General features: G+C 60.2%; 28 protein-coding genes. 16 read left to right on the forward strand and 12 right to left on the reverse strand.

Translation table 11 applies throughout. The annotated features are described in order from the left end of the window. The first annotated feature begins 177 nt into the window (after nt 1-177). Complete coding sequence (locus JBO08_RS04885; RefSeq protein WP_065872743.1) at nt 178-1,161, forward strand: hypothetical protein; 984 nt, start codon at nt 178-180, stop codon at nt 1,159-1,161. Between the two features lie 113 nt (nt 1,162-1,274). After that, nucleotides 1,275-1,748, forward strand: a complete 474-nt coding sequence (gene greB / locus JBO08_RS04890) for a transcription elongation factor GreB (RefSeq protein WP_065872762.1) — start codon at nt 1,275-1,277, stop codon at nt 1,746-1,748. Nucleotides 1,749-1,885: 137 nt separating this feature from the next. Here greB and JBO08_RS04895 read toward each other — a convergent pair whose 3' ends face one another. Together JBO08_RS04895 and JBO08_RS04900 are read right to left on the reverse strand one after the other, a co-directional pair. Then, entirely contained in the window at nt 1,886-4,396 is a 2,511-nt protein-coding gene (locus JBO08_RS04895) for an ABC transporter permease (protein WP_065889654.1), read from the reverse strand. Continuing rightward, the gene (locus JBO08_RS04900; RefSeq protein WP_005786391.1) at nt 4,396-5,079 is read right to left on the reverse strand and encodes an ABC transporter ATP-binding protein; all 684 of its coding nucleotides are present in this window, start codon (nt 5,077-5,079) and stop codon (nt 4,396-4,398) included. Before JBO08_RS04900 ends, JBO08_RS04895 begins: the two co-directional genes overlap by 1 nt. 10 nt (nt 5,080-5,089) lie before the next feature. Between JBO08_RS04900 and JBO08_RS04905 the strand changes: the two genes are divergently transcribed. The 3 genes from JBO08_RS04905 (at nt 5,090) to JBO08_RS04915 (ending at nt 7,089) form a co-directional block, all read left to right on the forward strand. After that, nucleotides 5,090-5,695: an arylesterase gene (locus tag JBO08_RS04905; protein ID WP_065872741.1), complete on the forward strand. Its 606-nt coding sequence runs from the start codon at nt 5,090-5,092 to the stop codon at nt 5,693-5,695. A 58-nt stretch (nt 5,696-5,753) separates the two neighbouring features. Further along, nucleotides 5,754-6,047: a hypothetical protein gene (locus tag JBO08_RS04910; RefSeq protein ID WP_065872740.1), complete on the forward strand. Its 294-nt coding sequence runs from the start codon at nt 5,754-5,756 to the stop codon at nt 6,045-6,047. Nucleotides 6,048-6,120: 73 nt separating this feature from the next. After that, a complete protein-coding gene (locus JBO08_RS04915; RefSeq protein ID WP_065872739.1) occupies nt 6,121-7,089 on the forward strand; it encodes a L,D-transpeptidase family protein in 969 nt (322 codons plus the stop codon). A 134-nt stretch (nt 7,090-7,223) separates the two neighbouring features. Here the strand turns inward: JBO08_RS04915 and oprI are convergent, their stop codons facing one another. Continuing rightward, nucleotides 7,224-7,475 (reverse strand): outer membrane lipoprotei OprI, encoded by a 252-nt coding sequence (gene oprI, locus JBO08_RS04920; RefSeq protein WP_003172710.1) that lies wholly within the window; start codon nt 7,473-7,475, stop codon nt 7,224-7,226. A 612-nt stretch (nt 7,476-8,087) separates the two neighbouring features. On the opposite strand from oprI, the gene JBO08_RS04925 reads away from it, so the two are divergent. Beyond that, a complete protein-coding gene (locus JBO08_RS04925) occupies nt 8,088-8,369 on the forward strand; it encodes a GNAT family N-acetyltransferase (protein ID WP_049709309.1) in 282 nt (93 codons plus the stop codon). A 61-nt stretch (nt 8,370-8,430) separates the two neighbouring features. Here JBO08_RS04925 and JBO08_RS04930 read toward each other — a convergent pair whose 3' ends face one another. Together JBO08_RS04930 and JBO08_RS04935 are read right to left on the reverse strand one after the other, a co-directional pair. Next, nucleotides 8,431-9,507, reverse strand: a complete 1,077-nt coding sequence (locus JBO08_RS04930; protein WP_016975370.1) for a 3-deoxy-7-phosphoheptulonate synthase — start codon at nt 9,505-9,507, stop codon at nt 8,431-8,433. Nucleotides 9,508-9,638: 131 nt separating this feature from the next. Continuing rightward, the gene (locus JBO08_RS04935) at nt 9,639-10,073 is read right to left on the reverse strand and encodes a PilZ domain-containing protein (protein WP_065882417.1); all 435 of its coding nucleotides are present in this window, start codon (nt 10,071-10,073) and stop codon (nt 9,639-9,641) included. Here JBO08_RS04935 and JBO08_RS04940 point away from each other — a divergent pair. The 5 genes from JBO08_RS04940 to cysB all read left to right on the forward strand — a co-directional run bounded on the left by JBO08_RS04940 (nt 10,072) and on the right by cysB (nt 13,980). Continuing rightward, a complete protein-coding gene (locus JBO08_RS04940) occupies nt 10,072-10,458 on the forward strand; it encodes a thioredoxin (RefSeq protein WP_065872737.1) in 387 nt (128 codons plus the stop codon). The two genes, JBO08_RS04935 and JBO08_RS04940, sit on opposite strands and share 2 nt — an antisense overlap. Then, on the forward strand, nt 10,455-11,408 hold the full coding sequence (locus JBO08_RS04945) for a putative 2-dehydropantoate 2-reductase (RefSeq protein ID WP_220074453.1): 954 nt from the start codon (nt 10,455-10,457) through the stop codon (nt 11,406-11,408). The genes JBO08_RS04940 and JBO08_RS04945 overlap by 4 nt, the downstream gene beginning before the upstream one ends. A gap of 15 nt (nt 11,409-11,423) precedes the next feature. Continuing rightward, on the forward strand, nt 11,424-12,329 hold the full coding sequence (locus tag JBO08_RS04950; protein ID WP_049709305.1) for a 5'-nucleotidase: 906 nt from the start codon (nt 11,424-11,426) through the stop codon (nt 12,327-12,329). A 72-nt stretch (nt 12,330-12,401) separates the two neighbouring features. Next, a complete protein-coding gene (locus JBO08_RS04955) occupies nt 12,402-12,902 on the forward strand; it encodes a universal stress protein (protein WP_049709304.1) in 501 nt (166 codons plus the stop codon). 103 nt (nt 12,903-13,005) lie between these two features. Next, nucleotides 13,006-13,980, forward strand: a complete 975-nt coding sequence (gene cysB / locus JBO08_RS04960) for an HTH-type transcriptional regulator CysB (protein WP_012722988.1) — start codon at nt 13,006-13,008, stop codon at nt 13,978-13,980. 5 nt (nt 13,981-13,985) lie between these two features. Here the strand turns inward: cysB and JBO08_RS04965 are convergent, their stop codons facing one another. After that, on the reverse strand, nt 13,986-14,468 hold the full coding sequence (locus tag JBO08_RS04965) for a transcription elongation factor GreAB (RefSeq protein WP_065872734.1): 483 nt from the start codon (nt 14,466-14,468) through the stop codon (nt 13,986-13,988). 5 nt (nt 14,469-14,473) lie between these two features. Continuing rightward, a complete protein-coding gene (locus tag JBO08_RS04970; RefSeq protein ID WP_065872733.1) occupies nt 14,474-14,842 on the reverse strand; it encodes a hypothetical protein in 369 nt (122 codons plus the stop codon). A 132-nt stretch (nt 14,843-14,974) separates the two neighbouring features. Between JBO08_RS04970 and earP the strand changes: the two genes are divergently transcribed. Beyond that, nucleotides 14,975-16,108 (forward strand): elongation factor P maturation arginine rhamnosyltransferase EarP, encoded by a 1,134-nt coding sequence (gene earP, locus JBO08_RS04975; RefSeq protein ID WP_065889656.1) that lies wholly within the window; start codon nt 14,975-14,977, stop codon nt 16,106-16,108. A gap of 49 nt (nt 16,109-16,157) precedes the next feature. After that, complete coding sequence (locus JBO08_RS04980) at nt 16,158-16,730, forward strand: elongation factor P (protein WP_065872731.1); 573 nt, start codon at nt 16,158-16,160, stop codon at nt 16,728-16,730. 68 nt (nt 16,731-16,798) lie between these two features. Here the strand turns inward: JBO08_RS04980 and JBO08_RS04985 are convergent, their stop codons facing one another. The 4 genes from JBO08_RS04985 to JBO08_RS05000 all read right to left on the reverse strand — a co-directional run bounded on the left by JBO08_RS04985 (nt 16,799) and on the right by JBO08_RS05000 (nt 20,009). After that, nucleotides 16,799-17,815 (reverse strand): alpha/beta hydrolase, encoded by a 1,017-nt coding sequence (locus JBO08_RS04985; protein WP_083214605.1) that lies wholly within the window; start codon nt 17,813-17,815, stop codon nt 16,799-16,801. A 27-nt stretch (nt 17,816-17,842) separates the two neighbouring features. Beyond that, nucleotides 17,843-18,262, reverse strand: a complete 420-nt coding sequence (locus JBO08_RS04990) for an organic hydroperoxide resistance protein (protein ID WP_010211852.1) — start codon at nt 18,260-18,262, stop codon at nt 17,843-17,845. A gap of 263 nt (nt 18,263-18,525) precedes the next feature. After that, on the reverse strand, nt 18,526-18,978 hold the full coding sequence (locus JBO08_RS04995; RefSeq protein WP_065872730.1) for a MarR family winged helix-turn-helix transcriptional regulator: 453 nt from the start codon (nt 18,976-18,978) through the stop codon (nt 18,526-18,528). An 80-nt stretch (nt 18,979-19,058) separates the two neighbouring features. After that, complete coding sequence (locus JBO08_RS05000; RefSeq protein ID WP_049709297.1) at nt 19,059-20,009, reverse strand: LysR family transcriptional regulator; 951 nt, start codon at nt 20,007-20,009, stop codon at nt 19,059-19,061. Between the two features lie 109 nt (nt 20,010-20,118). Here JBO08_RS05000 and JBO08_RS05005 point away from each other — a divergent pair, with 109 nt between their 5' ends. Continuing rightward, on the forward strand, nt 20,119-20,868 hold the full coding sequence (locus JBO08_RS05005; RefSeq protein WP_065872729.1) for a sulfite exporter TauE/SafE family protein: 750 nt from the start codon (nt 20,119-20,121) through the stop codon (nt 20,866-20,868). On the opposite strand, the gene JBO08_RS05010 is transcribed toward JBO08_RS05005, so the two are convergent. Further along, nucleotides 20,858-21,739, reverse strand: coding sequence for a LysR family transcriptional regulator (locus JBO08_RS05010; RefSeq protein ID WP_065882422.1), 882 nt, complete (start codon nt 21,737-21,739; stop codon nt 20,858-20,860). The genes JBO08_RS05005 and JBO08_RS05010 overlap by 11 nt on opposite strands. 70 nt (nt 21,740-21,809) lie before the next feature. On the opposite strand from JBO08_RS05010, the gene JBO08_RS05015 reads away from it, so the two are divergent. Both JBO08_RS05015 and JBO08_RS05020 read left to right on the forward strand, forming a co-directional pair. Then, the gene (locus tag JBO08_RS05015; RefSeq protein WP_065945662.1) at nt 21,810-22,016 is read left to right on the forward strand and encodes a DUF1127 domain-containing protein; all 207 of its coding nucleotides are present in this window, start codon (nt 21,810-21,812) and stop codon (nt 22,014-22,016) included. Between the two features lie 45 nt (nt 22,017-22,061). Continuing rightward, nucleotides 22,062-23,291, forward strand: coding sequence for a winged helix-turn-helix domain-containing protein (locus tag JBO08_RS05020; RefSeq protein WP_065882424.1), 1,230 nt, complete (start codon nt 22,062-22,064; stop codon nt 23,289-23,291). The last annotated feature ends 41 nt before the right edge of the window (nt 23,292-23,332 follow it).

A 23,332-nucleotide genomic window follows, 5' to 3' on the forward strand; every position in this document is an offset into this window, starting at 1 on the left:
AAGGGTACGGGTAATGACTGTTTTTGGGAACGCCGATAACTATTAATAAGACAAGTCCTACGTGCGCGGCAGTCAAGCCACTGAAACAATGTGTCGTGTTTTAAAAGCGTCCAATTTTTGAATGTTTATTTGTTGTTTATATAAACTTTCTGCCCCGCATAATGAGGCCTGAATGCCATGATGCTGCTACGTACCCTTGTGCTTGAACGCGACGGTCAAGATGCTCCAGTTAACGGTGCACTGCTCTGTGGGTTTGCTGTAGGTCAGACGGCCTCCAACTTTCTTGTTTACAGTTTGGATGAGGAGGTAGAGCCGGGAAGTTCCAGGGTCTATATCGCGGGCTTGCGTAAGAAACTTGACCGGTATTTCCTGGGCGGGGTCGAGTCCAAGGAAGACTTGCAGGTGGCCTTACATGTGTTTAAGCAAATACTGACATTGGCCGCTTCGGGGGTTAAGGCGGGCGGCGTTACTGAGACCCAGGTGCCCTATCATTTTGTCGATTTGAAAGGTTGCAAGCTGCCGCCCGCCAGGCCCGAGGATCATCACTCGGTGATTATCAAGAAAGCGCTTGTGATGAAAGTGATCACCCTGGGCATGTCGGCCTCGACACTGCCGGCTATCGAAAGTGCTTCATTGATTGTGCCGTCCATTCGTTTTTCGTCACAAATGAGCTCCCCGGTCAAAGGGGCAGGCCCCTCAGAGCCACCCCGGCCGACGCATGAACATCTGGTTGAGGAGCCCCTGCCAGCTTCCGTCGAAACGCCCGTGATCATCGCGCCGCAGCCACCTGCAATCCCACCTGCACCCGTCGCGCCGGCGCAACCGCAACCCCCTGCGTCAGGTGACCACAGTACGTTGTTCGAGGTGGACAGTACGTTGACCAACCTTGCCCGTGTCGCCCAGGAGCTGACCCAGCAAAAACTCGCGGCAATCGAGCAGGAGGCCGCACTTGAGCAGTGGCAGGCGCGGTTGCAGCAGGGGCAAACCCAGTTGGATGAGAAGGTTCGAGAACTGGAACAACGCACCGCTCAACTGCATGATCAGTCGCTTGCGGTCAGCCAGAGGACCGAAGCCCTGAAGGTGATGACGTCGCAGGTGGCGGGCCTGCGGCAAAGCCTGAGAGGCATGCTGCTTGAGCTGGATCGGGCGTTGGATAGCTAGACTGGCCTGGCTACTTTCCCGGGTTCATTTATCATCAACGCCAGCCAGCCAACGCCCGGGCTTGAAACCCAGGCGTATCGGCACCTATGGACATTGCCTGGGGATGCAAGCGTTTGAGTACCAAGCTGATTACCAAAGAAGGCCATGAAGCGCTGAAGAAGGAGCTGGATTACCTCTGGCGTGAGAAGCGCCCGGACACCACGCGCAAAGTGACCTGGGCGGCCTCGCTGGGGGACCGCAGCGAAAACGCCGATTACCAGTACAACAAGAAGTTGCTGCGCGAGATCGACCGTCGCGTGCGCTACCTGCGCAAGCGCCTGGAAGACATGCGTGTGGTGGAGTACATGCCCGAGCAGGAGGGCAAGGTGTTTTTTGGCGCCTGGGTGGACATCGAAAATGAACAGGGCGAGACCAAGCGTTTTCGTATCGTCGGCTATGACGAGATCTATGAACGGATGGACTACATCTCCATCGACTCACCCATGGCCCGTGCGCTGCTGCGCAAGGAAGTAGACGACGAGGCCCTCGTGCAGACCCCGAGTGGTGAAGTGTGCTGGTGGATCACCGGGATCGAGTATGTGAAGTGAGCGGGGCTCCGAAAACACTAGAGATCACATGTGGGAGCTGTCGAGCTTCAGCGACGCTGCGATGCAGGCGCTGCGGTCTGGCAAAGACCGCGCGGTGATCCCTTCGCCGCGTTGCTAAAGCTCTCCCACACGGCGCTTCAACCTTCGCGCAATACAGTCAGTGGGCTGGCGTTCAGGGCACGGCGGGTGCCAAACACACCGGCACCGCCGATCAGCACGGCGCCAATCACCGGTAGCAACAGCAACCATGGGTGAGGCTGCCAGGCCAGGTCAAATGCATAGCGGTACAGCACAAAGGTCACCAGTTCGGTCCCCAGTGCCGCCAACAGGCCACTGACGGCACCCAGCAAGCCGAACTCGATACGCCTGGCCTTGACCAGCAGCTTGCGTTCGGCACCCAGTGCGCGCAACAGCGCGCCTTGGCGGATACGTTCGTCGAGCGTGGCCTGCAGGCCCGAGAACAACACCGCCATCCCCGCTGCCAGAACAAACAGCAGTACGTACTCCACCGCCAGGGTCACTTGGGCGAGGATGCTGCGCAACTGCTCCAGCAGTGCCTCGACCTGCAGGATGGTTACCGCCGGGAACGCCCGGGACAGGTCGACGATTTGCTGGTCATGCCCGGGTGCCAGGTAGAAGCTGGTCAGGTAGGTGGCCGGCAGGTCCTTCAAGGTGCCTGGCTGGAAAATCATGAAGAAGTTGGGCTGGAAGTTATCCCAGTTGATGGTCCGCAGGCTGGTCACCCGCGCTTCACGATTTTCGCCGCCCACCGTGAACACCAAGTGGTCATTGAGCTTGAGCTTGAGGCTTTCCGCTACCTTGGCTTCTACGGAGACGCCAGGGATTTCATCGGTGGGTTGCGGTGACCACCATGAGCCCGCCGTCAGGGCATTACCCGGTGGCAGGTCGGCAGCCCAGGTCAGGCTCAGGTCGCGTTGTACCGCGCGATCGCCGCTTGAATCCTTGCTGACGATTTCCTGTACTGGCTCGCCGTTGATACTGATCAGGCGACCCGGCACCACCGGGTACAGCGGCGCGGATTGCGCTTGCAGTTCCAGCAGGCGGTCGCCAAAGGCATCCTTGTCGGCCGGCAGGATATTCAAGGCGAAATAGTTGGGCGCGTCCTTGGGCAACTGGTTTTGCCAGGTGTCGAGCAACTCGCCACGCAGCAGGGCGATCAAGCCCATGGACAGCAGGATCAAGCCAAACGCCAGGGATTGTCCGGCCGCCGCTAACGGGTGGCGCAGCAATTGGCCCAGGCCCAGGCGCCACGGCAGGGAGGCGCGTGCCAGCAGGCGGCGCAGGCTTTGCAACAGCAGCAGGAGCAGGCCGCCGAGGACCAGTGCAGCCACCACGCCACCGCCCAGCAGGGCGAAGGTCAGCACCAAGTCGAGGCTCAGGCGCCACATGATCAGGCCCAATGCAAACAGTGCCGCGCCGTAGACCATCCAGGTACTGGAGGGAATCGGCAGCAGGTCGCGACGCAATACCCTTAGCGGGGGGACACGACCCAGGGCGGCCAAGGGCGGCAGGGCGAAACCGGCGAGGGCGACCAGGCCGGTGCCGATTCCCGCAATTGCCGGTAACAGCCCGCCGGGTGGAACGTCCGCAGGCAGCAGGTCATGGAGAAAGTAAAACAGGCCAAATTGCGCCAGCCAGCCGAGCAGGGCGCCGGTCAGGCTCGCCAGCAGCCCCAGTACGCTCAGTTGCAAACTGAACAGCAACATGGCTTCGCGCCGTGACAATCCCAGGCAGCGCAGCAAGGCACTGGCGTCAAAACGCCGGGTGGCGAAGCGATTGGCCGACAGCGCCACGGCCACGCCGGCCAGCAGCACTGCGACCAGGCTGGCCATGTTCAGGTAGCGCTCGGCTTTGCCCAGCGCGCCGCCGATCTGTTGGTTGCCGTCCCGTGAGTCCTGCAGCCGCTGGTTGGCGGCGAGTCCTGGCTTAATCAGGTCACGATAGGTTTGCAGCGCCGTGCTGCCCTGTGGCCCGCGCCACAGTTCGCGGTAGCTGACACGGCTGCCGGGCTGTACGACACCGGTAGCGTCCAGGTCCGACAGGTTGATCATCACCCTGGGCGTAAGGCTGTAGAAGTTGCCGGCGCGGTCCGGCTCATAGGTGAGCACGCGGGCCAGGCGCAGGGTTTTCATACCCACATCAATGCTGTCGCCGACCTTGAGGTCCAGTGCTGTCAGCAGCCGGGCTTCAACCCAGGCTTCCCCGGGTTTGGGCTCGCCGCCAGGGGTCTCCTCACCGAAGGGCGCAGCAGCGCTTTTCAGTTCGCCGCGCAGCGGGTACTGCTCGTTGACCGCCTTGATGCTGGAGAGCTGGATGCCGTTATCAGTGGCTATAACGCTGGAGAACTCCACCACGCGAGCGTGATCGAGGCCCAGTTCGGTGCCAGACTGGATTTGCTCGGGGCGGGCCGGCGAGCTGCCTTCCAGCACCAGGTCGGCGCCCAAAAACTCGGTGGCGCGCAACAACATGGCGCCATTGAGGCGAGCGCCGAAGTAGCCGATGGCGGTACTGGCGGCCACGGCCACCAACAGGGCGAAGAACAACACACGCAATTCGCCAGCGCGGGCATCGCGCAGCAATTGGCGCATGGCAAGGCTGAACAGGCGCAACAGCGGCAAACGTGCCATCAAGGCTCCAGGGGCGCGACCATCAGGCCGGCTTCAAGGCGGATCAGGCGTCGGCAACGGTGGGCCAGGCGCTCGTCGTGGGTGACCAGCACCAGGGTCGTGCCGCTCTCTTTATTGAGCTCGAACAGCAGGTCGCTGATGCGCTCGCCGGTGTGGCTGTCGAGGTTGCCGGTAGGTTCGTCGGCAAACAGCACGTCCGGCTCGGCGGCAAAGGCGCGGGCAATCGCCACGCGTTGTTGCTCGCCACCGGAGAGTTGGCGGGGTGAGTGGGTCAGGCGTTGGCCCAGGCCGACACGTTCGAGCAGGTGCCGGGCGCGCTCGCGGGCGTCTTTGCGGCCGTCCAGCTCCAACGGCAGCATGACGTTCTCCAGCGCGTTGAGGCTGTCGAGCAGTTGGAAGGACTGGAACACGAACCCTACGTGCTCGGCACGGATGCGCGCGCGCTGGTCTTCGTCCAGGGTGCTCAAGGCTTGGCCGGCGAGGGTGACTTCGCCGCTGCTGGGCAGGTCGAGGCCAGCCAGCAGGCCGAGGAGGGTGGATTTGCCGGAACCGGAGCTGCCGACGATAGCCAGGCTATCGCCCTTGTTCAGTTCCAGGCTCAGTTCGTGCAGGATAGTCAGTTCACCTTCCGCGCTGGGAACCACTTTGCTAAGGTTCCGCGCGGTGAGAATGCTTGCGCCCATGGAGAATCCGATGCGAATGTGGTTTTTGAGTGCTGGCCTGGCCTTGATGTGCATGGCCCAGAACGCAGCGGCGGGTACAGTCCTGATCGTTGGCGATAGTATCAGTGCCGGTTTCGGCCTGGATACCCGCAAGGGGTGGGTTGCCCTGCTGGAGCAACGGCTCAAGCAGGAAGGTTTCGACGATAAAGTGATCAACGCCTCCATCAGCGGGGATACCAGTGCCGGGGGCTTGGCGCGGCTGCCGGCGGCGCTTGCAGAGCATAAGCCGGACGTGGTGGTGATCGAGTTGGGCGGCAATGATGGATTGCGTGGGCAACCCCCGGCGCAATTGAAACAAAATCTTGCGTCGATGATTGACCAGTCCAAGGCCGGTGGTGCCAAGGTGTTGTTGCTGGGTATGCAGCTGCCGCCCAACTATGGCCCGCGATACACCACCGCATTTGCCGAAGTCTATGGTGTGTTGGCCAAGGAAAAAAACGTCCCGCTGGTACCGTTTTTCCTCGATGGCGTGGGTGGTCATCCGGAGCTGATGCAGGCGGATCAACTGCACCCGGCGGTCGGCGCCCAGGGCAAGTTGCTGGAAAATGTCTGGCCGACGCTAAAACCACTGTTATGACGCTTTTCTACCGGCAGGCTTTCGGCTAAGGTGGCGCCCCCCCGATTTGGAGCCCCTGATGTCGCGTCCCGCCTGGTCCCTGTTTAATTACCAACTGATCGAGCCGGACGAGCAGCTGGATCTGTTCGCCTGCCAGGAAGTGCGGGTGCATCTGGTGACGCGTCAACTGGAACTGGGCGGCACCATCGATCGCACGCTGTGCGGCACGCTATTGCCGGCGCAACCGCGTTGGTCGCGGGTTGATCGCTCGATCTTCCAGGACCAGCGACTGTGCCCCTTGTGTCGTGCGATCCTGGAATCCCAGAAGCGCGGTACGCCGCCGATCTGGCCGGAGCTGCGTTTCGAGCTGTAAGGGGCAGCTAGAAGCGCGCTTCACGTATACAATCGATCTTTACCTCCCCGTCGTTCTGCGAAGGATTTTCCGGATGTTGTCGCGCCTTTCCGTCGTCACCTGCTGCCTGTCTCTCGCTGCACTCTGTGCGGCTGGTTCTGCGTCAGCTTTGCAGTTGCCCTTGCCACCGCCGGGTGAAGACATCGTCGGTCAGGTCCAGGTGATCAAGGCCAAGTACGAAGACACTTTTGCCGACCTGGGCACCACCTATGACCTGGGCTATTCGGAGATGGTCGCGGCCAACCCGGGTGTGGATGCCTGGTTGCCGGGGGCGGGCACCGAGATCGTGCTGCCGACGCGGTTCATCCTGCCGCCGGGCCCGCGCGAAGGTATTGTGATCAACCTGGCGGAGTACCGGCTCTACTACTTCCCCAAGGGCCAGAACGTGGTCTACACCTTCCCGCTGGGCATTGGTCGTGAAGGCTGGGGTTCGCCTATCGCCCATACCAGCATCATTGCCAAAACGCCGAACCCGACCTGGACGCCGCCCGCCTCGATCAAGGCCGAGCACGCTGCCAACGGTGACCCGCTGCCCAACGTGGTGCCGGCCGGCCCGGACAACCCCTTGGGCCCGTTCAAGTTCACCCTGGGCACGCCGGGTTACCTGATCCACGGCTCCAACGCGAAGTTCGGCATCGGCACCCGTACCAGCCACGGCTGCTTCCGTATGTTCAACAACAACGTGCTGGAGATGGCCGGCATGGTGCCGGTGGGCACGTCGGTGCGCATCATCAACGATGCCTACAAGTTCGGCGCCAGCGGCGGCAAGGTCTACCTTGAAGCACATACCCCATTGAACGACGACGGTACGCCGTCGGTGGTGGACAAGCACACGGCGGTGATCAACGCCTTGCTCAAGCGTGAGGACCTGTCCAATCAGTTGCGCGTGAACTGGGACCAGGTGCGGGATGTGGTGGCGGCAGAAGATGGTTTGCCGACGGAAATCGGCGTGCCGGGCCCGGCACCGATCGCCTCCAGCGCGCCGATCGACCTGCAGCAATAAGGCGTTCGTTCAAAAGCCCGTCAAGGCCTTGCGCCTCGGCGGGCTTTTTATTGTGCGTTATTCAGGTATAAATCCCAGGCAATAAAAAAGCCGACCCATAAATGGATCGGCTTGATAACAACCCCGAAGGATTATTACTTGCGGCTAGCTTTTTCAAGCATACGCAGTGCGCGCTCGTTAGCTTCGTCAGCAGTCTGTTGTGCTTTTTGAGCAGCAGCCAGAGCTTCATCAGCTTTACGGTAGGCTTCGTCTGCACGAGCCTGGGAGCGAGCTGCTGCGTCTTCAGTTGCAGTCAGACGAGCTTCGGTTTCTTTGGAGACGCTGCTGCAACCGGTAGCCAGAACTGCGGCCAGAGCCAGAGCAGAGAATTTCAGAACGTTGTTCATCGTGTTCCCCTTCAAGGACTTTCTATTAGATGGCTAGTTCGCCCAGAGTGAGCTAATAGCCGGCGTACATACTACCCATTACTTGTAGTAAGTAAACTGACGTAGCGCAAGAAGCAAAAAAAATTCTCGTGCCGAATCTATTTTGGCTAACCTTTTGAAGGTTTGTATAAAAAGCGTCCAATTTTTTTCAATCAGGCGACAATTGGATCCAGGCTGGAAGGGCCGGCCCGCATGTGTTAAGCCCTGTAAACAGATGAAAATTTATATATACAGCTGACACTTTCGTTCAGCACGGCTTTGCGTTGCCCGGCATCTTTTGCGCATGTAGAGGTGACTTTAAGAGCGTCTGTTCGTCTCAAGGTTCAACTGCCGGCAATGTACAGGCTTTCGATCATCGGTTGATCGAGGCTTTTTCTATATCCACCAGCGGCAGGGGATGACAGGTGCGCCTTGAGCAATCGCAGGATTGGTGCCTACTATTCCCTACGTGCTGGTTGTGAGCGCTCAGGGTTTTCTCGTTGTCGGAACCGGCACGGGGTGGCGTAGATGTTCCTTCGCCGGAAAAACATCGGTAAGGTAGGGGTCAGAAACCAAGACCCGCGAGGAGTAGTGATGAGCGAGGCGTTGTCCATCCACCATGACCAGGCTGGTCATCAGTTCGAGACCAATGTGGACGGTCATCGTGCCTATCTGACCTATATGGACCTCGGCAAACAGACCCTGGATATCTATCGGACCTTTGTGCCCAACGCACTGCGGGGCCGTGGTATTGCGGCGGCATTGACCGAGGAAGCCTTGAAGTTCGCCGAACAGGCAGGCTATACGGTGATCCCGTCCTGCTCCTACGTTGAACGCTACATGGAGCGCCACCAGCGCCATGCCGCGAAGCTGTAAATAAATAGCACCATAAAAAACGCCGGGCTCAGCCCGGCGTTTTTGTGTGCGCAGTGTTGTGTCAGGTGCGTTTGCGTTTCGGCAATACGTCCTTGAGCTTGGCGTGCATGCTGCGCAGGGTGTTTTCAGTGGCGGCCCAATCGATGCAGGCATCAGTGATCGACACGCCGTATTGCAAGTCGGCCAGGTCTTTTGGAATCGCCTGGCAACCCCAGTTCAGGTGGCTCTCGACCATCAGGCCGATGATCGACTGGTTGCCTTCGAGGATCTGGTTGGCGACGTTTTCCATCACCAGCGGTTGCAGGGCCGGGTCCTTGTTGGAGTTGGCGTGGCTGCAGTCGACCATGATGTTCGGCTTGATCTTGGCCTTGTTCAGCGCCTGTTCGCACAGCGCAACGCTGACCGAATCATAGTTGGGCTTGCCGTTGCCGCCGCGCAGCACCACGTGGCCGTAGGCGTTGCCCTTGGTGGTGACGATGGACACGCCACCTTCCTGGTTGATACCCAGGAAACGGTGCGGGCTGGAGACCGATTGCAGCGCGTTGATCGCCACGGTCAGGCCACCGTCGGTGCCGTTCTTGAAGCCCACGGCCGAGGAAAGGCCGGACGCCATTTCTCGGTGAGTCTGGGATTCAGTGGTGCGTGCGCCGATCGCCGACCAGCTGATCAGATCCTGCAGGTACTGCGGGGAGATCGGGTCCAGGGCTTCAGTGGCGGTGGGCAGGCCCATTTCAGCCAGGTCCAGCAGCAATTGACGACCGATGTGCAGGCCATCCTGGATCTTGAACGAGTCGTCCAGGTACGGATCGTTGATCAAGCCTTTCCAGCCGACGGTGGTACGCGGTTTTTCGAAATAGACGCGCATCACCAGATACAGGGTGTCGGATACTTCCGCCGCCAGTACTTTGAGGCGCTCGGCGTACTCGTGGGCAGCCTTGAGGTCATGGATCGAGCAGGGCCCGATGACGACAAACAGGCGGTGGTCGGTGCCGTCGAGAATGTCACGGATGACTTCGCGGCCCTTGGTGACGGTCTGCAGGGCAGCGTCGCTCAAAGGGATTTCGCGCTTGAGCTGATCAGGTGTGATCAGGGTCTCGTTGGATTCGACGTTTAGGTCATTGATCGGTAAATCAGCCATCGTGTTACTCGTCAGGGTCACGGGTGCCGGCCGCCAGCCATCCCCGTGCGGCGGAGCACAGCATGATTTGGATGCAGGGGGAAGGAACCTTAGCGCGTAACACGGGCCCGCGACAATGGGCAAAGCCCGCTTTAATCCAGCGCTGGCGCCACAAACGCCTCATGAGAGAACTCGCAGGCATGGCGCGATACCCACTCGCGGGCCAATGCTTCGAATTGCTGGGCGGTGGGTTCTGCGTCTTCGTGCTGGCGGCAATAGCGCTCTATCCGGCATGCTTGCTCACCCATTCGCGCACCGAACAGTGCATGTTCATCGGTAAACGAGACACCGACGCGGTAGCCGTTTTCCACCTTGCGGCACCACGCCACATAGCCCGGATAACGCGCGCTGGCGCCCAGGGAAGGGATGTGCAGATCAACCGCCGTGCCCTCGCGCCAGGCGCGTGGCCAATCGCAGGCAACACCGCCCAGGCCGATAGTGTGCAGGCGTTGGCGGGGGATGGCAGGAGAGGGGCGTTGGATTAACTCGACAGCGACATCATCAGGGTGAGGTAAAAAACGACCCATGTACACGGACTCCGAGCACCGTCCAGTTGACGGCGGCAGCAGCAGTATAGTGAAGGAACTGGAATTGACCGACCTGGATATTGACCAGCAATTGCTGGGATTGCCAGGTATTTCGCTTGTCGTGTTCACAAGCGTAGGGTGTTCCAGTTGCCGTTGGGCGCGCCAGCAATTACCAGGCTGGCCGTTGCCGCTGGACCGGGTGTGCTGGGTGGATGCCGGGCACAACGGCGGCGCGGTCGAACGCTACCAGATCTTTCATTTGCCGGCGTTGTTCGTGGTGTGCGAGGGTCAATTCCTCGGACAATTACAGACGCGTCTTACACCTTCTGACCTTGCTGACTCTATAAAACATGCGCTTACCCGCACTCCAGAGGATCTGCCATGACCGCACAATCACCCCGCATTGGCATCATCGGCACCGGCGCCATCGGTGGTTTCTACGGTTTGATGCTGGCACGCGCCGGTTTTGATGTGCACTTCCTGTTGCGCAGTGAGTACGCAGCGGTCAGCGAGCACGGCCTGCACCTCAACAGCACCGTGCATGGCCCCTTGCACCTGCACCCGGTGCAGGCCTACGCCCGGGCTGCCGATATGCCGCCGTGCGACTGGCTTCTGGTGGGCACCAAGTCCACCGGCAACGTCGACCTGGCCCCGACCATCGCCCAGGTTGCGGCGCCGGATGCCAAGGTGGTGTTGCTGCAAAATGGCCTCGATGTGGAAGACAGCCTGCGCGAGCACCTGCCCGCATCACTGCATTTGCTCGGCGGCCTGTGTTACATCGGCGTGCATCGTTCTGCCCCCGGCGTTATCGAGCATCAGGCGTTGGGCCGGGTCAACCTGGGTTATCACAGTGGCACGGCGGCCAATGATGAAACCCGCCAAAAGGCGATCGTCGAAGCCGGCGCCGCGTTGTTTCACAAGGCGGGCATCGAGTCCCAGGCCATGGCGAACGTGCATCAGGCCCGTTGGCATAAGTTGGTGTGGAACGTGCCCTACAACGGCCTTTCGGTTTTATTGGGCACGGGCACCACGGCGTTGATGGCGGACGAATCCAGCCGCGAGCTGATTCAGGCGTTGATGGCCGAAGTGGTACTAGGCGCCCACGCCTGCGGCCATGAAATCCCCAAGAGTTACGCCGAGCAGATGTTCACCATGACCGAAACGATGGTCGACTACTTGCCGAGCATGTACCACGACCACGTGCACAAACGCCCGCTGGAATTGGCGGCGATCTACGCCCGGCCACTCGCTGCGGCAAAAGCTGCCGGTTGCGAACTGCCGCGGATGCAGGCGCTGTACCAGGCCTTGAGTTTTATTGATCGGCATAACCGCTGAGCCGGGGGACACACCATGGCAAAGGGATTGGGCGACAAACTGGTGCTGGCGATCTCGTCGCGCGCCCTGTTCGACCTGAGCGACAGCCACAAGGTCTACCTCGCCCAAGGCGTCGAGGCCTACCGCAAATACCAGATCGAACACGAAGAAGAAATCCTCGAGACCGGCGATGCCTTCCCGTTGGTCAAGAAACTGCTGAGTCTTAACGCCAGCCTGGGCCGTGCCCGGGTCGAAGTGGTGCTGGTGTCGCGCAACAGTGCCGATACCGGCCTGCGCGTATTCAACTCGATCCAGCATTACGGCCTGGATATTTCCCGCGCCGCTTTCGTAGGCGGGCGTAGTCCTTATCCTTATTTGGCAGCGTTTGGCTGCCATCTGTTTCTGTCGACCCATGCTGAAGATGTGCGCAGTGCCTTGGATGCCGGTTTCGCTGCTGCGACGATTTTATCCGGCGGTCCAAACCGGGCCTCCAGCGAAGAGCTGCGCATCGCCTTCGACGGTGACGCCGTGTTGTTTTCCGATGAGTCGGAGCGTGTGTACCAGGCTGGGGGGTTGGAAGCGTTCCAGGCCAACGAGCGGGAGTCGGCGCGCCAGCCTTTGCACGGCGGTCCTTTCAAGGGTTTTTTGGCGGCGCTCAACCTGCTGCAGCGCGAGTTTCCCGATGAGTCCTGCCCGATCCGTACGGCCTTGGTCACCGCGCGCTCGGCGCCGTCGCACGAGCGAGTGATTCGCACCTTGCGTGAGTGGGATATCCGGCTGGACGAGTCGTTGTTCCTCGGCGGCCTGGAAAAATCCGCGTTTCTGGAGGCGTTTGCTGCCGATGTGTTTTTCGATGACCAGGCCGGGCATTGCGAGAAAGCCAGGGAGTTTGTAGCGACCGGGCATGTGCCCCATGGCATCAGTAATGAGGTGAAGATCTAAGCTAATCGTATTCGCCCGGGCACTGCTAAGCTCATTTCATCTCCGCCATCCTGGCAGTTCCGGGGGGGTTCTATGATTCGTTCGATGCTGTACGCCACGGACCTCGGTCTGTACGCGCCTTATGTGATGCAGCACGCGCTGGCGCTGGCCCGAACGTTCAAGGCAGATTTGTATGTGATTCACGTGGTCGAGCCCATCGGGCTGTTCGCCGAATCGGTGTTACAGAGCTACCTTGATGAGAAGGCCCTGAGTGAATGGCAGAGCCAGGGGCTGACCACGGTGATGGCGACGATTGAGCAGCGGGTGCTGGACAGCTTTCGCGAGGAGTTGGGGGAAGGGGAGCAAGACCTGAAGTTGATCCGCTCGGTACGGGTGATCCAGGGGGACCCGTGCGAGGTGATACTCGACCAACTGCGCAAACTGTCCGTGGACCTGTTGATCGTAGGCAGTCATAGCCACGCGATCGCGGCGGCCACCCCGTTGGGGCGCACCGCTGCACGGGTGCTGCAGTTGTCTACGGTACCTGTGTACCTGGTGCCTTCGTTACAACGTCGACGCAGTGATGATGCGTGATGGGTAAAAACGATAAAAAGTTCTAGATTTATCCATCAAACCTTTAATATAGTTATATATCGTCGCTGATACCCGTGGCGTCTATCTGCTTTGAGGGACACATATGAAGCTTCAACAACTGCGCTACATCTGGGAAGTGGCGCACCACGACCTCAACGTTTCCGCTACCGCTCAAAGCCTGTACACCTCGCAACCTGGTATCAGCAAGCAGATCCGCCTGCTCGAAGATGAGTTGGGCGTCGAAGTGTTCGCCCGCAGCGGCAAGCACCTCACCCGTGTCACCCCGGCCGGTGAACGCATCATCACCACCGCTGGCGAGATCCTGCGCAAAGTCGAGAGCATCAAGCAGATTGCCCAGGAATTCTCCAACGAGAAGAAGGGTACCCTGTCCATCGCCACCACCCACACCCAGGCTCGTTATGCGTTGCCGCCGGTGATCCGTGATTTCATCAAGCAGTACCCTGACGTGGCCCTGCACATGCACCAGGGGTCGCCGATGCAGATCGCCGAGATGGCCGCTGACGGCACCGTCGATTTCGCCATCGCCACCGAAGCCCTGGAGCTGTTCGGGGACCTGGTGATGATGCCGTGCTATCGCTGGAACCGCTGCGTGGTCGTGCCGCAAGGTCACCCGTTGGCCAAGCTGCCGAAACTGACCCTGGAAGCCCTGGCTGAATACCCGATCGTGACCTACGTATTCGGTTTTACCGGCCGTTCCAAGCTCGACGAAGCCTTCAGCCATCGTGGCCTAACGCCGAAAGTGGTGTTCACTGCGGCCGACGCCGACGTGATCAAGACTTACGTGCGCCTGGGCCTGGGCGTCGGTATCGTCGCCAAGATGGCGGTCGACACGGCCCTCGACAAAGACTTGGTAGTGCTTGATGCGAGCGAGCTGTTCGAGTCGAGTGTGACCAAGATAGGTTTCCGTCGCGGCACTTTCCTGCGTGGTTTCATGTGCGATTTCATCGAGAAGTTTGCGCCCCACCTGACCCGTGAAGTCATGGCCAAGGCGATCCAGTGCCACAACAAGCAGGAACTGGAAGAGCTGTTCGACGGCGTTGAACTGCCCGTTCACTGAGTGGTTTATTTGGCCTCGGTAACCGTAAACAGTTGCCGAGCGCCTGCCACCAGAATCTCCACCTCATCACCTTCAAACTTGCCCAGCAGGCTGTTGCCCAGCGGCGAGCGCGGGGTGATGACGGTCACCGGTTGCCCGACCACGTCCACTTTCAAACCCGCCGCGTCCGGCGCCAGGAACAGCCACTGCTGGCGACCGTTCTCATCATCCAGGCCCAGTAGCGCGCCGATTTCTATGCCCCGCTGATCATCGTAGGCACGCAGTGCCATGTTCTGGCACAGCGCCAGCGACTGCTTGATTTCCTCGACACGCTTGGCTTGCCCGGCTGCCAGGTAGGAAGCCTCCAGCCCCAGAGTGTCGTATTTGTTTTCGGCGATGTTTTCTTCGTGGGTCGCAGTTTCGTAGGCGGTCTGCGCGGCCCGTTGGGCAATGTCGAGGTCGACGCTGAGCTTTTCCAGGACCAACTGGTGGACGGCGTGTTTATTCATAGTGATCAATCGCAGAATTGCAGGACATTGGCCCGAGTCTTTTCGTTGGGAGCGTTCTGGTCTTGTTGCAGCCAGAACTGGCATTTGGGGTTGGACAGGTTGCGTGCATTGTTGCGGGCCTGATCCAGGGCTTGCTGCTGTTCCTGCTTCTGCAGGTTCTGCTGGTATTGCTCGAACAGGCGGTTCGGCGGTTCAGGTTCCACAACCGCAGGCTTGCCCAATTGCTGGACCGCCTGGGCCACCGGCGCCAAGCTCTGCGGGAACAGATAGCGCGAAGCCAGCCAAGTGGTCAGCACGATGGCGATAAACCCCAGCCACACGCCAAACGCGATAGAGACACTGAGCTTGAGCAGCGAGAACGAACGATCAGACATGGCGGCCTCCTGGCAGGCATTTGCGGCGTGGCGGCGATTGTCGCACAGCCGCTGTGCAGAATAATCGCGATCAAGCCTTCTGCATCGGTGCATTTATGCGGACAATCGAGCCTTTGATCGTTGGAGCCCGGAATGAAAGCCCGCTGGGATATTTTTTGCAGCGTCGTCGACAACTACGGCGACATCGGCGTGACCTGGCGCCTGGCCCGGCAATTGGTGGCGGAGCACGCTTGCGCTGTGCGTTTGTGGGTCGATGACCTGCGTGCCTTCGAACGCATGTGCCCGGAAATTGATGTGCAGCAAGACCTGCAATGGCAGGAAGGCGTCGAAGTGTGCCATTGGCCGGCCGAGTGGGTGGGGGCGCCTGCGGCGGACGTAGTGATCGCCGCCTTCGCCTGTCAGTTACCGCCCGACTATATGGAAGCCATGGCCGAACGCGAGCGTACGCCGTTATGGATGAACCTGGATTACCTCAGCGCGGAAGACTGGGTAGTGGGGTGTCACCGGTTGCCTTCGGTGAAATTCAAAGGCGTGCAGAAGTACTTCTTCTTTCCCGGGTTTCGTCCCGGCACCGGAGGCTTGCTGCGCGAGGCGGGTCTGCTGGAGCAGCGTCGGGCCTTTCAGCAGGATGCCAGCGCGCAGCGAGATTTCCTGCAAGCCTTGGGCATATTTCCCGCAGCCGATGCGCGGCTGATCTCACTGTTTGCCTACGAAAATGCCGGGCTGGCCAGTTGGCTGGACGTGTTATCGACGGATGGGCGTGCCACTCATCTGTTGGTTCCGGAGGGCCGTATTCTGGGTGATGTGCAGCGCTGGCTGGGCCTGGACCGGCTGGCAGCGGGGGACATCCAGCAACGCGGAGCGCTGACGGTGCAGGTCATCGCGTTCGTACGCCAAGAGCAATATGACCACCTGCTGTGGTGCTGCGACTTCAATGCCGTACGCGGCGAAGACTCGTTCGTGCGCGCCCAATGGGCCGGCCGGCCGTTGCTGTGGCACATCTATCGCCAGGACGAAGACATCCATCTCGACAAGCTCGATGCCTTCCTGGAGCTGTACACGGCCGGCTTATCAGTGGCGGCAAAGGCTGCCTTGATCGGGCTCTGGCAAGCCTGGAACACGGAGGGCGATATGGCACAACCGTGGAAAATGCTGCTGGAACACGGGCCGGAGGTGAGCCAGCACGCCGAAACATGGTGTCTGGAACAAGGCTTGCAGGCCGATCTTGCGACGGCGCTGGTGAAGTTTTATGAAAGTTGGATATGATACGCCACCTTGAATTTTGTAAATCCCATCCAAATTTCGGATATATGCAATGAAAACTGGTAAAGAACTGAAACCCGGTACAGTGATCCGTCTCGAAAACGACCCTTGGCTGGTTCAGAAAGCTGAGTTCACCAAGTCTGGTCGTAACAGCGCAATCATGAAGACCAAGCTGAAGAACCTGCTGACCGGTTACAAGACCGAGATCGTCTACAGCGCCGATGACAAACTGGACGACGTGATCCTCGACCGCAAAGAAGCGACCCTGTCGTTCATCAGCGGCGACACCTACACGTTCATGGACACCACCGACTACACCATGTACGAGCTGAACGCTGAAGATATCGAAGCCGTTCTGCCGTTCATCGAAGAAGGCATGGAAGACGTTTGCGAAGCTATTTTCTTCGAAGAGCGCCTGGTTTCCGTAGAGCTGCCGACCACCATCGTGCGTAAAGTGGCCTACACCGAAGGTTCCGCTCGCGGCGACACTTCCGGCAAGGTGATGAAGCCTGCCAAGCTGAGCAACGGTACCGAACTGCAAGTGGCCGATTTCATCGAAATCGACGACATGATCGAAATCGATACCCGCGAAGGCGGTTCGTACAAAGGTCGCGCCAAGAAGTAATTCTGGCCCAGCCGATACGAAAAAAAGCCCGACCTTGTGTCGGGCTTTTTCGTGGGCGTCGTACTGACTTACTTCAGGTGTTGCTTCAGTTCGTCCGACGCTTGCAGCAGGGCTGAGCGCACCGCTGGTACCTGGCTGACCACATTGAGCAAACCGTAGTCGTGGATCATGCCGTTGTAGCGCACGGCAGTTACCGGCACACCGGCTGCATCCAGTTTGCGGGCATAGGCCTCGCCTTCATCACGCAGCACATCGGCGCCGGCCGTCTGGATCAGCGCGGGCGGCAAGCCTTTGAGCTGAGCAGGGGTGGCCCGCAGCGGCGAGGCGTAGATCTCGGCGCGCTGGTTGGCGTCGGTGGTGTAGTTGTCCCAGAACCACTTCATCATATTGCGGGTGAGGAAGTGCCCTTCGGCATACTGGTCGTAGGACCCCGTGTCGAAGCTGGCGTCGGTCACCGGCCACAGCAGCAGCTGGAATTTGATGGCTGGCGTGCCCTTGTCCTTGGCCATCAGGCTGACCACGGCCGCCATATTGCCGCCGACACTGTTGCCCGCTACCGCCAGGCGCTTGCCATCGACATTGATCTCTTTGCCATGCTCGGCCACCCATTTAGTGGCGCCGTAGGCCTGGTTGATCGCCACCGGATAATGCGCTTCCGGCGAAGGCGTGTAGTTGACGAACACCGCCACCGCACCTGAGCCCGCCACCAAATCCCGCACCAGGCGTTCGTGAGTCGGGTAATCCCCCAGCACCCAGCCGCCACCGTGGAAGAACATGAACACCGGCAATGTGCCCTTGACCCCGGCCGGACGCACGATGGTCAGGTCCAGCGGCTTACCATCGACCTGAATGGTCTTCTGGCTCACTTCCGCCTTGGGTAAGGTCAGCTTCACACCGGCCTGGGCGCCAGTGAGTACGGCACGGGCGTCCTTTGGCGTCAGTTGCTCTATTGGTTTACCGGTGCCGGCGTTCAACGCATCCAGAAAGGCCTGGGTGTTGTGTTCCACATCACCCGTCGCAGCAAAGGCATTGGTGATAGACAGGGCGAGCAGGGTACCGGTGAGCGCTTTACCAATTGTATTCATGTCTTTCTCCAGGGGCGGCCAAGGTCATCAGACGGTCACGTGCAGGCGCACATCGACGTTGCCACGGGTGGCGTTGGAGTACGGGCAGACTTGGTGAGCCGCGTCGACCAGGCTTTGCGCGTCGTCCTGAGCCAGGCCCGGCAGGCTGATGTGCAGGTCGATATCCAGGCCGAAACCACCGGGGATCTGGCCGATGCCGACGTGGGCAGTGATCGAGGCGTCATCCGGGATTTTGCGTTTGGTCTGGCTGGCGACGAATTTCAGCGCGCCGATAAAGCAGGCCGAGTAGCCGGCAGCGAACAGTTGTTCAGGGTTAGTGGCCTGGCCACCGGCACCGCCGAGTTCTTTGGGGGTGGAGAGTTTGACGTCGAGGATGTTGTCGTTGGAAACAGCACGACCATCACGGCCGCCGGTGGCGGTGGCTACTGCGGTATAGAGCGTTTGCATGGTGTTGTCCTCTTGGGTTTTAGCGCTAAATGTTTGTGCGCTAAGTAGTTGGTGAGGCGAATGTATAGCGCTAATGTTTAGCGCGCAAGCTAAATTTATAAAAAAGTTTGCATTGAGTAGTTTTCTGACGCGCCACAAAACCAAATGTGGGAGCTGGCTTGCCTGCGATAGCGGTGGGTCAGTCAATGCTGCTGTGACTGATAGACCGCTATCGCAGGCAAGCCAGCTCCCACATTTAGATATTGGGTGGCTGGTCTAGCGCGTTAGATGCTGGCTTGCAGGTTGGTGCGCAACGCAATCAAATCGCCTTGCAGCTTGCGCAACTGGTCCAATTCCAAGCCGCTGGCGCCAAGAATGCACTGAGGTATCCCCATGGCCTTGTCCTGCAACGCCCGGCCGGCGTCGGTCAATTCCACCACGACCACGCGCTCATCTTCACGGCTGCGTGTACGGCTGAGCAGGCCTTCGACCTCCAGGCGCTTGAGCAGCGGAGTGAGGGAGCCCGGATCGGTCAGCAGGCGGCTGCTGATTTCGCCGACGGTCAAACCGTCCTCTTCCCACAGCACCATCATCGCCAGGTACTGCGGATAGGTCAGGCCCAGGGCCTGCAACAAAGGCTTGTAGACCTTGGTCATCAACAGCGAGGTGGAGTGCAGGGCGAAGCACAGCTGGTTGTCCAGCATCAGCGATTCGCACGGATCAGGGTTTTTGCTCATGGCGGTGCCTCGAAAAAACGTGTCTGGGCTGGAATCTAGCGGGCAAATCTTTAATGCGCCAGATAATTCTGTCCGGGTGGTCAGACCAAGCCGCTTTGCAATGCCAGGTCCCAGGGCGGTACTGGGCTGAAACGGGTTTTGAGGTATTCCAGCAGCAAGCGGCTACGTGCATTGGGTTGCTGCTCCAGGCGCAGCGCATAGATCCCGGTGGTCTCGGGGCTGGGCAAGCCGTTTTCGCAAAACAACGGTAACAGCTCGCCGCGCACCAAGTACTCACTGGCGAGCCATGTGGGCAGATGGGCAATACCCAGCCCCGCCAGTGCGCCGGACAGCAAGGCTTCAGCGTTGTTGGCGCTCATGCGGATGCGCTGCGGGCGATAGGTCGCGCGGCGCCCATCCAGCTCAAAGCGCCAGGCGAACATCGGCGCCAAGCCATCCCAGTCCAGCCCGTCGTGTTCGCTTAGCTCGCGAGGATGCAGCGGCGTGCCACGGCTTTTCAGATAGGCCGGGCTGGCGCAGGCGATGCGTACGATGCTCGCCAGGGGCGTGGCGATCAGCCGGGTATCGACGATATGCCCGGCGCGCAGCACCAGATCGACCTTGCCCAGGTGCGCGCCCTGCATATCCACAAAGCTGTCGATCAAATGCAGGTGCACATCCAGCCCCGGATACACATTGAGGAAATCTGCAATCACCGGCGCCAGATGCCGTCGTCCAAACGCTGCCGGCGCATCCACACGAATCAAGCCTTCCGGCGCATGGCTGAGGGACACCGCTTCGGCGCGCGCCAATTGCAACTCGCTGACAATCCGTCGCGCCCGCTCGGCAAACGCCAGGCCTGCCGGGGTCGGCACTACCGCGTGGGTGCTGCGCTGGAACAGGCGGCTGCCCACTGAGCTTTCCAGGCTGTCGATGCGCCGTGCCACCGCTGAGGGCGTCAGCGGGTGGCGACGTGCGGCGGCGGAAAAGCTGCCGGTCTCCAGTACATCGAGAAACAGGCCCAGCTGATCGGTCAAGGTATTCGGGTTCATGACTCAAACGCTTATGCGAGATTGGCACAGCCATTGTGCGTTGCTATGCGTTTCCACGCCATAGCCGACTGCGTAGCATGCAAGGCCTGGGATTGAGGAGTAACGCGCAGTGTTGGATTTAGTGATGTATTTGATCTTGGGCGCGGCCCTCGGCACGGTGGGCGGCCTGTTTGGCATTGGTGGCGGGCTGATTGCGATTCCGGTGCTCGGCGTATTGTTCGGCCTGGACCAGCAGTTGGCCCAAGGCACGGCGCTGGTCATGGTGGTGCCCAACGTGATGCTTGCGCTGTGGCGCTATCACCAACGCAACCGCATCGAACTGCGGCATGCGCTGCCGTTGGGGATCATGGGCTTCAGTTTTGCTTGGCTCGGTTCGATCTGGGCGGTGGGCCTGGATGCGGGGGCGATGCGCATCGGCTTTATCGTCTTTCTGATGGTGCTGGCGGCCTATAACCTGCTGCGCATGTTCACCCGCAACGCACCCCCGACTGCGCAGATGCGTTACTCCTGGCCCTGGCTGGGCGTACTGGGTGCGGCGTCGGGCTCTATGGGCGGCCTGTTTGGCGTGGGGGGCGCGGTGGTCGCCACGCCGGTACTCACCAGCGTGTTTGGCACCAGCCAAGTGGTCGCGCAAGGATTGTCGCTGGCCTTGGCGCTACCCAGCACCGGCGTAACGCTGGTGACCTACGCCTGGCACCAGGAAGTGGACTGGATGATCGGCGTGCCGTTGGCCGTCGGCGGCTTGCTCAGTATCAGTTGGGGTGTGAAGGTGGCGCATGCGCTGCCGGAGCGCGTGCTGCGCGGCTTGTTCTGTGGCTTCCTGGTGGTGTGCGCGGTGATGCTGACCTTTAAAGTCTGAAACCTTCGAGGATGTAGTCCGCCAGGCATTCGGTGATGGGCGAATTCATCTGTGGGTTGCGCAACAGGTGCAGGTTCATCGACGGCAGTGGCGGCAGGCCCTCGTCCTTGCCAAGCACGCGCAGGTCATCAGTCACCAGGCTTTCCATGCTGACCATCATCGCCAGGCCGGCGTTGACCACCGCCTGGATCGCCGCCACGTTGGAGCTGTGATAGGCCAGGCGATAATCCCGTCCGGCCGCCTCCAGTGCCGAGCGTGCCCACTGGGTGTAAAGACAATCGGCACCGGACATCGCCAGTGGCAGGGCCTCATGCTCGTCCGTGCAAAAGCATGGCGCCGCCGCCCACACCATGCGTTCTGTGCGCAACAGTTCACCGATTTCATTGCCTGGCTCGCGACTGACAACGGTCAACGCCAAATCACGGCGCTGCATCAGCACTGGTGAGGATTCGCAGTGCATCTCGATCTGGATCAGCGGATAGGCCTTGGAAAACTGCTTGAGAATCCCTGGCAGGAAACGCATCACGTAGTCATCTGGCGTGCCGATGCGCACCAAGCCCACCATGTGCGGCTCACGCAGGGTGTTGAACACCTCGCTGTGCAGTTTCAGGATGCGCCGTGCATACCCCAGCAACACCTGGCCTTCGGGTGTGAGCCGTACCTGCCGACCATCACGCTCGAACAGCTTGCGCTGCAACACGTCTTCTTCCAGGCGCTTCATCTGCATGCTCACCGCCGACTGGGTGCGGTTGACCAATTCCCCGGCGCGGGTGAAACCGCCCTGATCGGCGATGGCGACGAAGGTGCGCAGCACTTCTGTGTCGATGCTTGGAAAACTGGACAAATGATCAATCTCTGAGATGTATTGCATAAGAAACATTCGTTGGATTGATCATAAGCCCGAGCACACACTTGCGCCATCCCCACTGGAGGGCGAGAAGATGAAAGGTCAAAGAGGTTTTGTAGTGCTGGTGAAACGTCCATTTTCCGGGCTGTTTCACAAGATTTCCCATTGGCAGGTGGTGCACGAGGAGCGGCAGATGCTGGCAACCTTGAGTGATGAGGCACTCAAGGACATCGGGCTCAATCGCGGCGACGTAGAGCAGGAGCGACACCTGCATTTCTGGCAAGACCCGCTGCGAAAATGATCGCGGATGCAGTAGGGTGGTCGGTGAGTCCACACGGAGAACCTCATGCCCGCCGACCTGTCTTTTTCACTCAAGCAAGCTCGACGCATGGCGCTGGTGGCCCAAGGTTTTTCCGGACGCCAGGCGCCTGCGCTGATTAAGGCTACGCATCTCAACCGGATGATTGAGCGCCTCGGCGTGTTGCAGATCGACTCGGTGAACGCCGTGGTGCGCTCGCATTACCTGCCGCTGTTTTCCCGATTGGGCAATTACTCCCCTTTGCTCCTTGAGCAGGCGGCCTGGAGCCAGGGCCGGCGGCGTTCGTTGTTCGAATACTGGGGGCATGAGGCGTCACTATTGCCGCTGGCGCTTTACCCGTTGATGCGCTGGCGCATGGTGCGGGCGCAGCAGGGGCAGGGTATCTATTCACAGATGGCGCGTTTTGGTCGGGAGCAGCAGGCCACGATCCAGCGCGTTTTGCGCACGGTCGAGCAACAGGGCGCATTGGGTGCCGGCAGCCTCTCGACGCGTGAGGAGCGCGCCGGCCCTTGGTGGGACTGGAGCGATGAGAAACACGCGCTGGAATGGTTGTTTGCGGCCGGCCTGGTGACGGTTGCTGGCCGACGTGGCTTTGAGCGTCTCTACGATTTGCCGGAGCGGGTCATTCCCAGCGCTGTCCTACAAACCTCTGTGACTGAGGCCGAAGCCCAGCGCGGCTTGCTGCTGCACAGCGCCACGGCGTTGGGCGTGGGCACCGAGAAGGACCTGCGCGATTACTTCCGTCTCGATCCTGCCGACAGCCGCAATCGCCTCGCCGAACTGGTGGAACACGGCCGACTGCAGGTTTGCCAGGTACAAGGTTGGAAACAACCGGCCTACTGCCTGCCCGAACCCAAAGTGCCGCGCAACGTCACGGCCAGCGCATTGCTGTCGCCATTCGATTCGTTGATCTGGGAACGCAGCCGCACCGAGCGCTTGTTCGATTTCCGTTACCGCTTGGAGATCTACACGCCACAGGACAAACGCGTCTACGGCTATTACGTGCTGCCGTTTTTGCACAACGAACGGATCGCCGCGCGCATCGACTTGCGCGCCGAGCGCGCCAATGGTCGTTTGGCGGTGCATGCGGTGCATGAGGAGGCGCCGGGGCTTGATGAGGAGGGGATGTTGGCGCTGGCGCTGAACCTGCGGCAGATGGCTGATTGGCTGGGACTTGAACAGGTCCAGCTCAATTGCCAACGGCCGAGTGCCGACCGGTTAAGGGCGGCAATGATGACTATGGATATTGGCCTATAGGGCCCCATCGCGGGCAAGTCGAATCGTCGCGCCGCCGCTCC

This window comes from Pseudomonas sp. LAP_36, from assembly GCF_019456785.1.
Lineage (GTDB): Bacteria > Pseudomonadota > Gammaproteobacteria > Pseudomonadales > Pseudomonadaceae > Aquipseudomonas > Aquipseudomonas tritici.

What these genes read in the sequence shown, in the direction of transcription:
- JBO08_RS04885 (WP_065872743.1), top strand. Translation starts at nt 178, where the DNA reads ATGATGCTGCTACGTACCCTTGTGCTTGAACGCGACGGTCAAGATGCT.
- JBO08_RS04895 (WP_065889654.1), bottom strand. Translation starts at nt 4,396, where the DNA reads ATGGCACGTTTGCCGCTGTTGCGCCTGTTCAGCCTTGCCATGCGCCAA.
- JBO08_RS04900 (WP_005786391.1), bottom strand. Translation starts at nt 5,079, where the DNA reads ATGGGCGCAAGCATTCTCACCGCGCGGAACCTTAGCAAAGTGGTTCCC.
- JBO08_RS04905 (WP_065872741.1), top strand. Translation starts at nt 5,090, where the DNA reads ATGCGAATGTGGTTTTTGAGTGCTGGCCTGGCCTTGATGTGCATGGCC.
- JBO08_RS04910 (WP_065872740.1), top strand. Translation starts at nt 5,754, where the DNA reads ATGTCGCGTCCCGCCTGGTCCCTGTTTAATTACCAACTGATCGAGCCG.
- JBO08_RS04915 (WP_065872739.1), top strand. Translation starts at nt 6,121, where the DNA reads ATGTTGTCGCGCCTTTCCGTCGTCACCTGCTGCCTGTCTCTCGCTGCA.
- oprI (WP_003172710.1), bottom strand. Translation starts at nt 7,475, where the DNA reads ATGAACAACGTTCTGAAATTCTCTGCTCTGGCTCTGGCCGCAGTTCTG.
- JBO08_RS04925 (WP_049709309.1), top strand. Translation starts at nt 8,088, where the DNA reads ATGAGCGAGGCGTTGTCCATCCACCATGACCAGGCTGGTCATCAGTTC.
- JBO08_RS04930 (WP_016975370.1), bottom strand. Translation starts at nt 9,507, where the DNA reads ATGGCTGATTTACCGATCAATGACCTAAACGTCGAATCCAACGAGACC.
- JBO08_RS04940 (WP_065872737.1), top strand. Translation starts at nt 10,072, where the DNA reads ATGTACACGGACTCCGAGCACCGTCCAGTTGACGGCGGCAGCAGCAGT.
- JBO08_RS04935 (WP_065882417.1), bottom strand. Translation starts at nt 10,073, where the DNA reads ATGGGTCGTTTTTTACCTCACCCTGATGATGTCGCTGTCGAGTTAATC.
- JBO08_RS04945 (WP_220074453.1), top strand. Translation starts at nt 10,455, where the DNA reads ATGACCGCACAATCACCCCGCATTGGCATCATCGGCACCGGCGCCATC.
- JBO08_RS04950 (WP_049709305.1), top strand. Translation starts at nt 11,424, where the DNA reads ATGGCAAAGGGATTGGGCGACAAACTGGTGCTGGCGATCTCGTCGCGC.
- JBO08_RS04955 (WP_049709304.1), top strand. Translation starts at nt 12,402, where the DNA reads ATGATTCGTTCGATGCTGTACGCCACGGACCTCGGTCTGTACGCGCCT.
- cysB (WP_012722988.1), top strand. Translation starts at nt 13,006, where the DNA reads ATGAAGCTTCAACAACTGCGCTACATCTGGGAAGTGGCGCACCACGAC.
- JBO08_RS04965 (WP_065872734.1), bottom strand. Translation starts at nt 14,468, where the DNA reads ATGAATAAACACGCCGTCCACCAGTTGGTCCTGGAAAAGCTCAGCGTC.
- JBO08_RS04970 (WP_065872733.1), bottom strand. Translation starts at nt 14,842, where the DNA reads ATGTCTGATCGTTCGTTCTCGCTGCTCAAGCTCAGTGTCTCTATCGCG.
- earP (WP_065889656.1), top strand. Translation starts at nt 14,975, where the DNA reads ATGAAAGCCCGCTGGGATATTTTTTGCAGCGTCGTCGACAACTACGGC.
- JBO08_RS04980 (WP_065872731.1), top strand. Translation starts at nt 16,158, where the DNA reads ATGAAAACTGGTAAAGAACTGAAACCCGGTACAGTGATCCGTCTCGAA.
- JBO08_RS04985 (WP_083214605.1), bottom strand. Translation starts at nt 17,815, where the DNA reads ATGAATACAATTGGTAAAGCGCTCACCGGTACCCTGCTCGCCCTGTCT.
- JBO08_RS04990 (WP_010211852.1), bottom strand. Translation starts at nt 18,262, where the DNA reads ATGCAAACGCTCTATACCGCAGTAGCCACCGCCACCGGCGGCCGTGAT.
- JBO08_RS04995 (WP_065872730.1), bottom strand. Translation starts at nt 18,978, where the DNA reads ATGAGCAAAAACCCTGATCCGTGCGAATCGCTGATGCTGGACAACCAG.
- JBO08_RS05000 (WP_049709297.1), bottom strand. Translation starts at nt 20,009, where the DNA reads ATGAACCCGAATACCTTGACCGATCAGCTGGGCCTGTTTCTCGATGTA.
- JBO08_RS05010 (WP_065882422.1), bottom strand. Translation starts at nt 21,739, where the DNA reads ATGCAATACATCTCAGAGATTGATCATTTGTCCAGTTTTCCAAGCATC.
- JBO08_RS05015 (WP_065945662.1), top strand. Translation starts at nt 21,810, where the DNA reads ATGAAAGGTCAAAGAGGTTTTGTAGTGCTGGTGAAACGTCCATTTTCC.
- JBO08_RS05020 (WP_065882424.1), top strand. Translation starts at nt 22,062, where the DNA reads ATGCCCGCCGACCTGTCTTTTTCACTCAAGCAAGCTCGACGCATGGCG.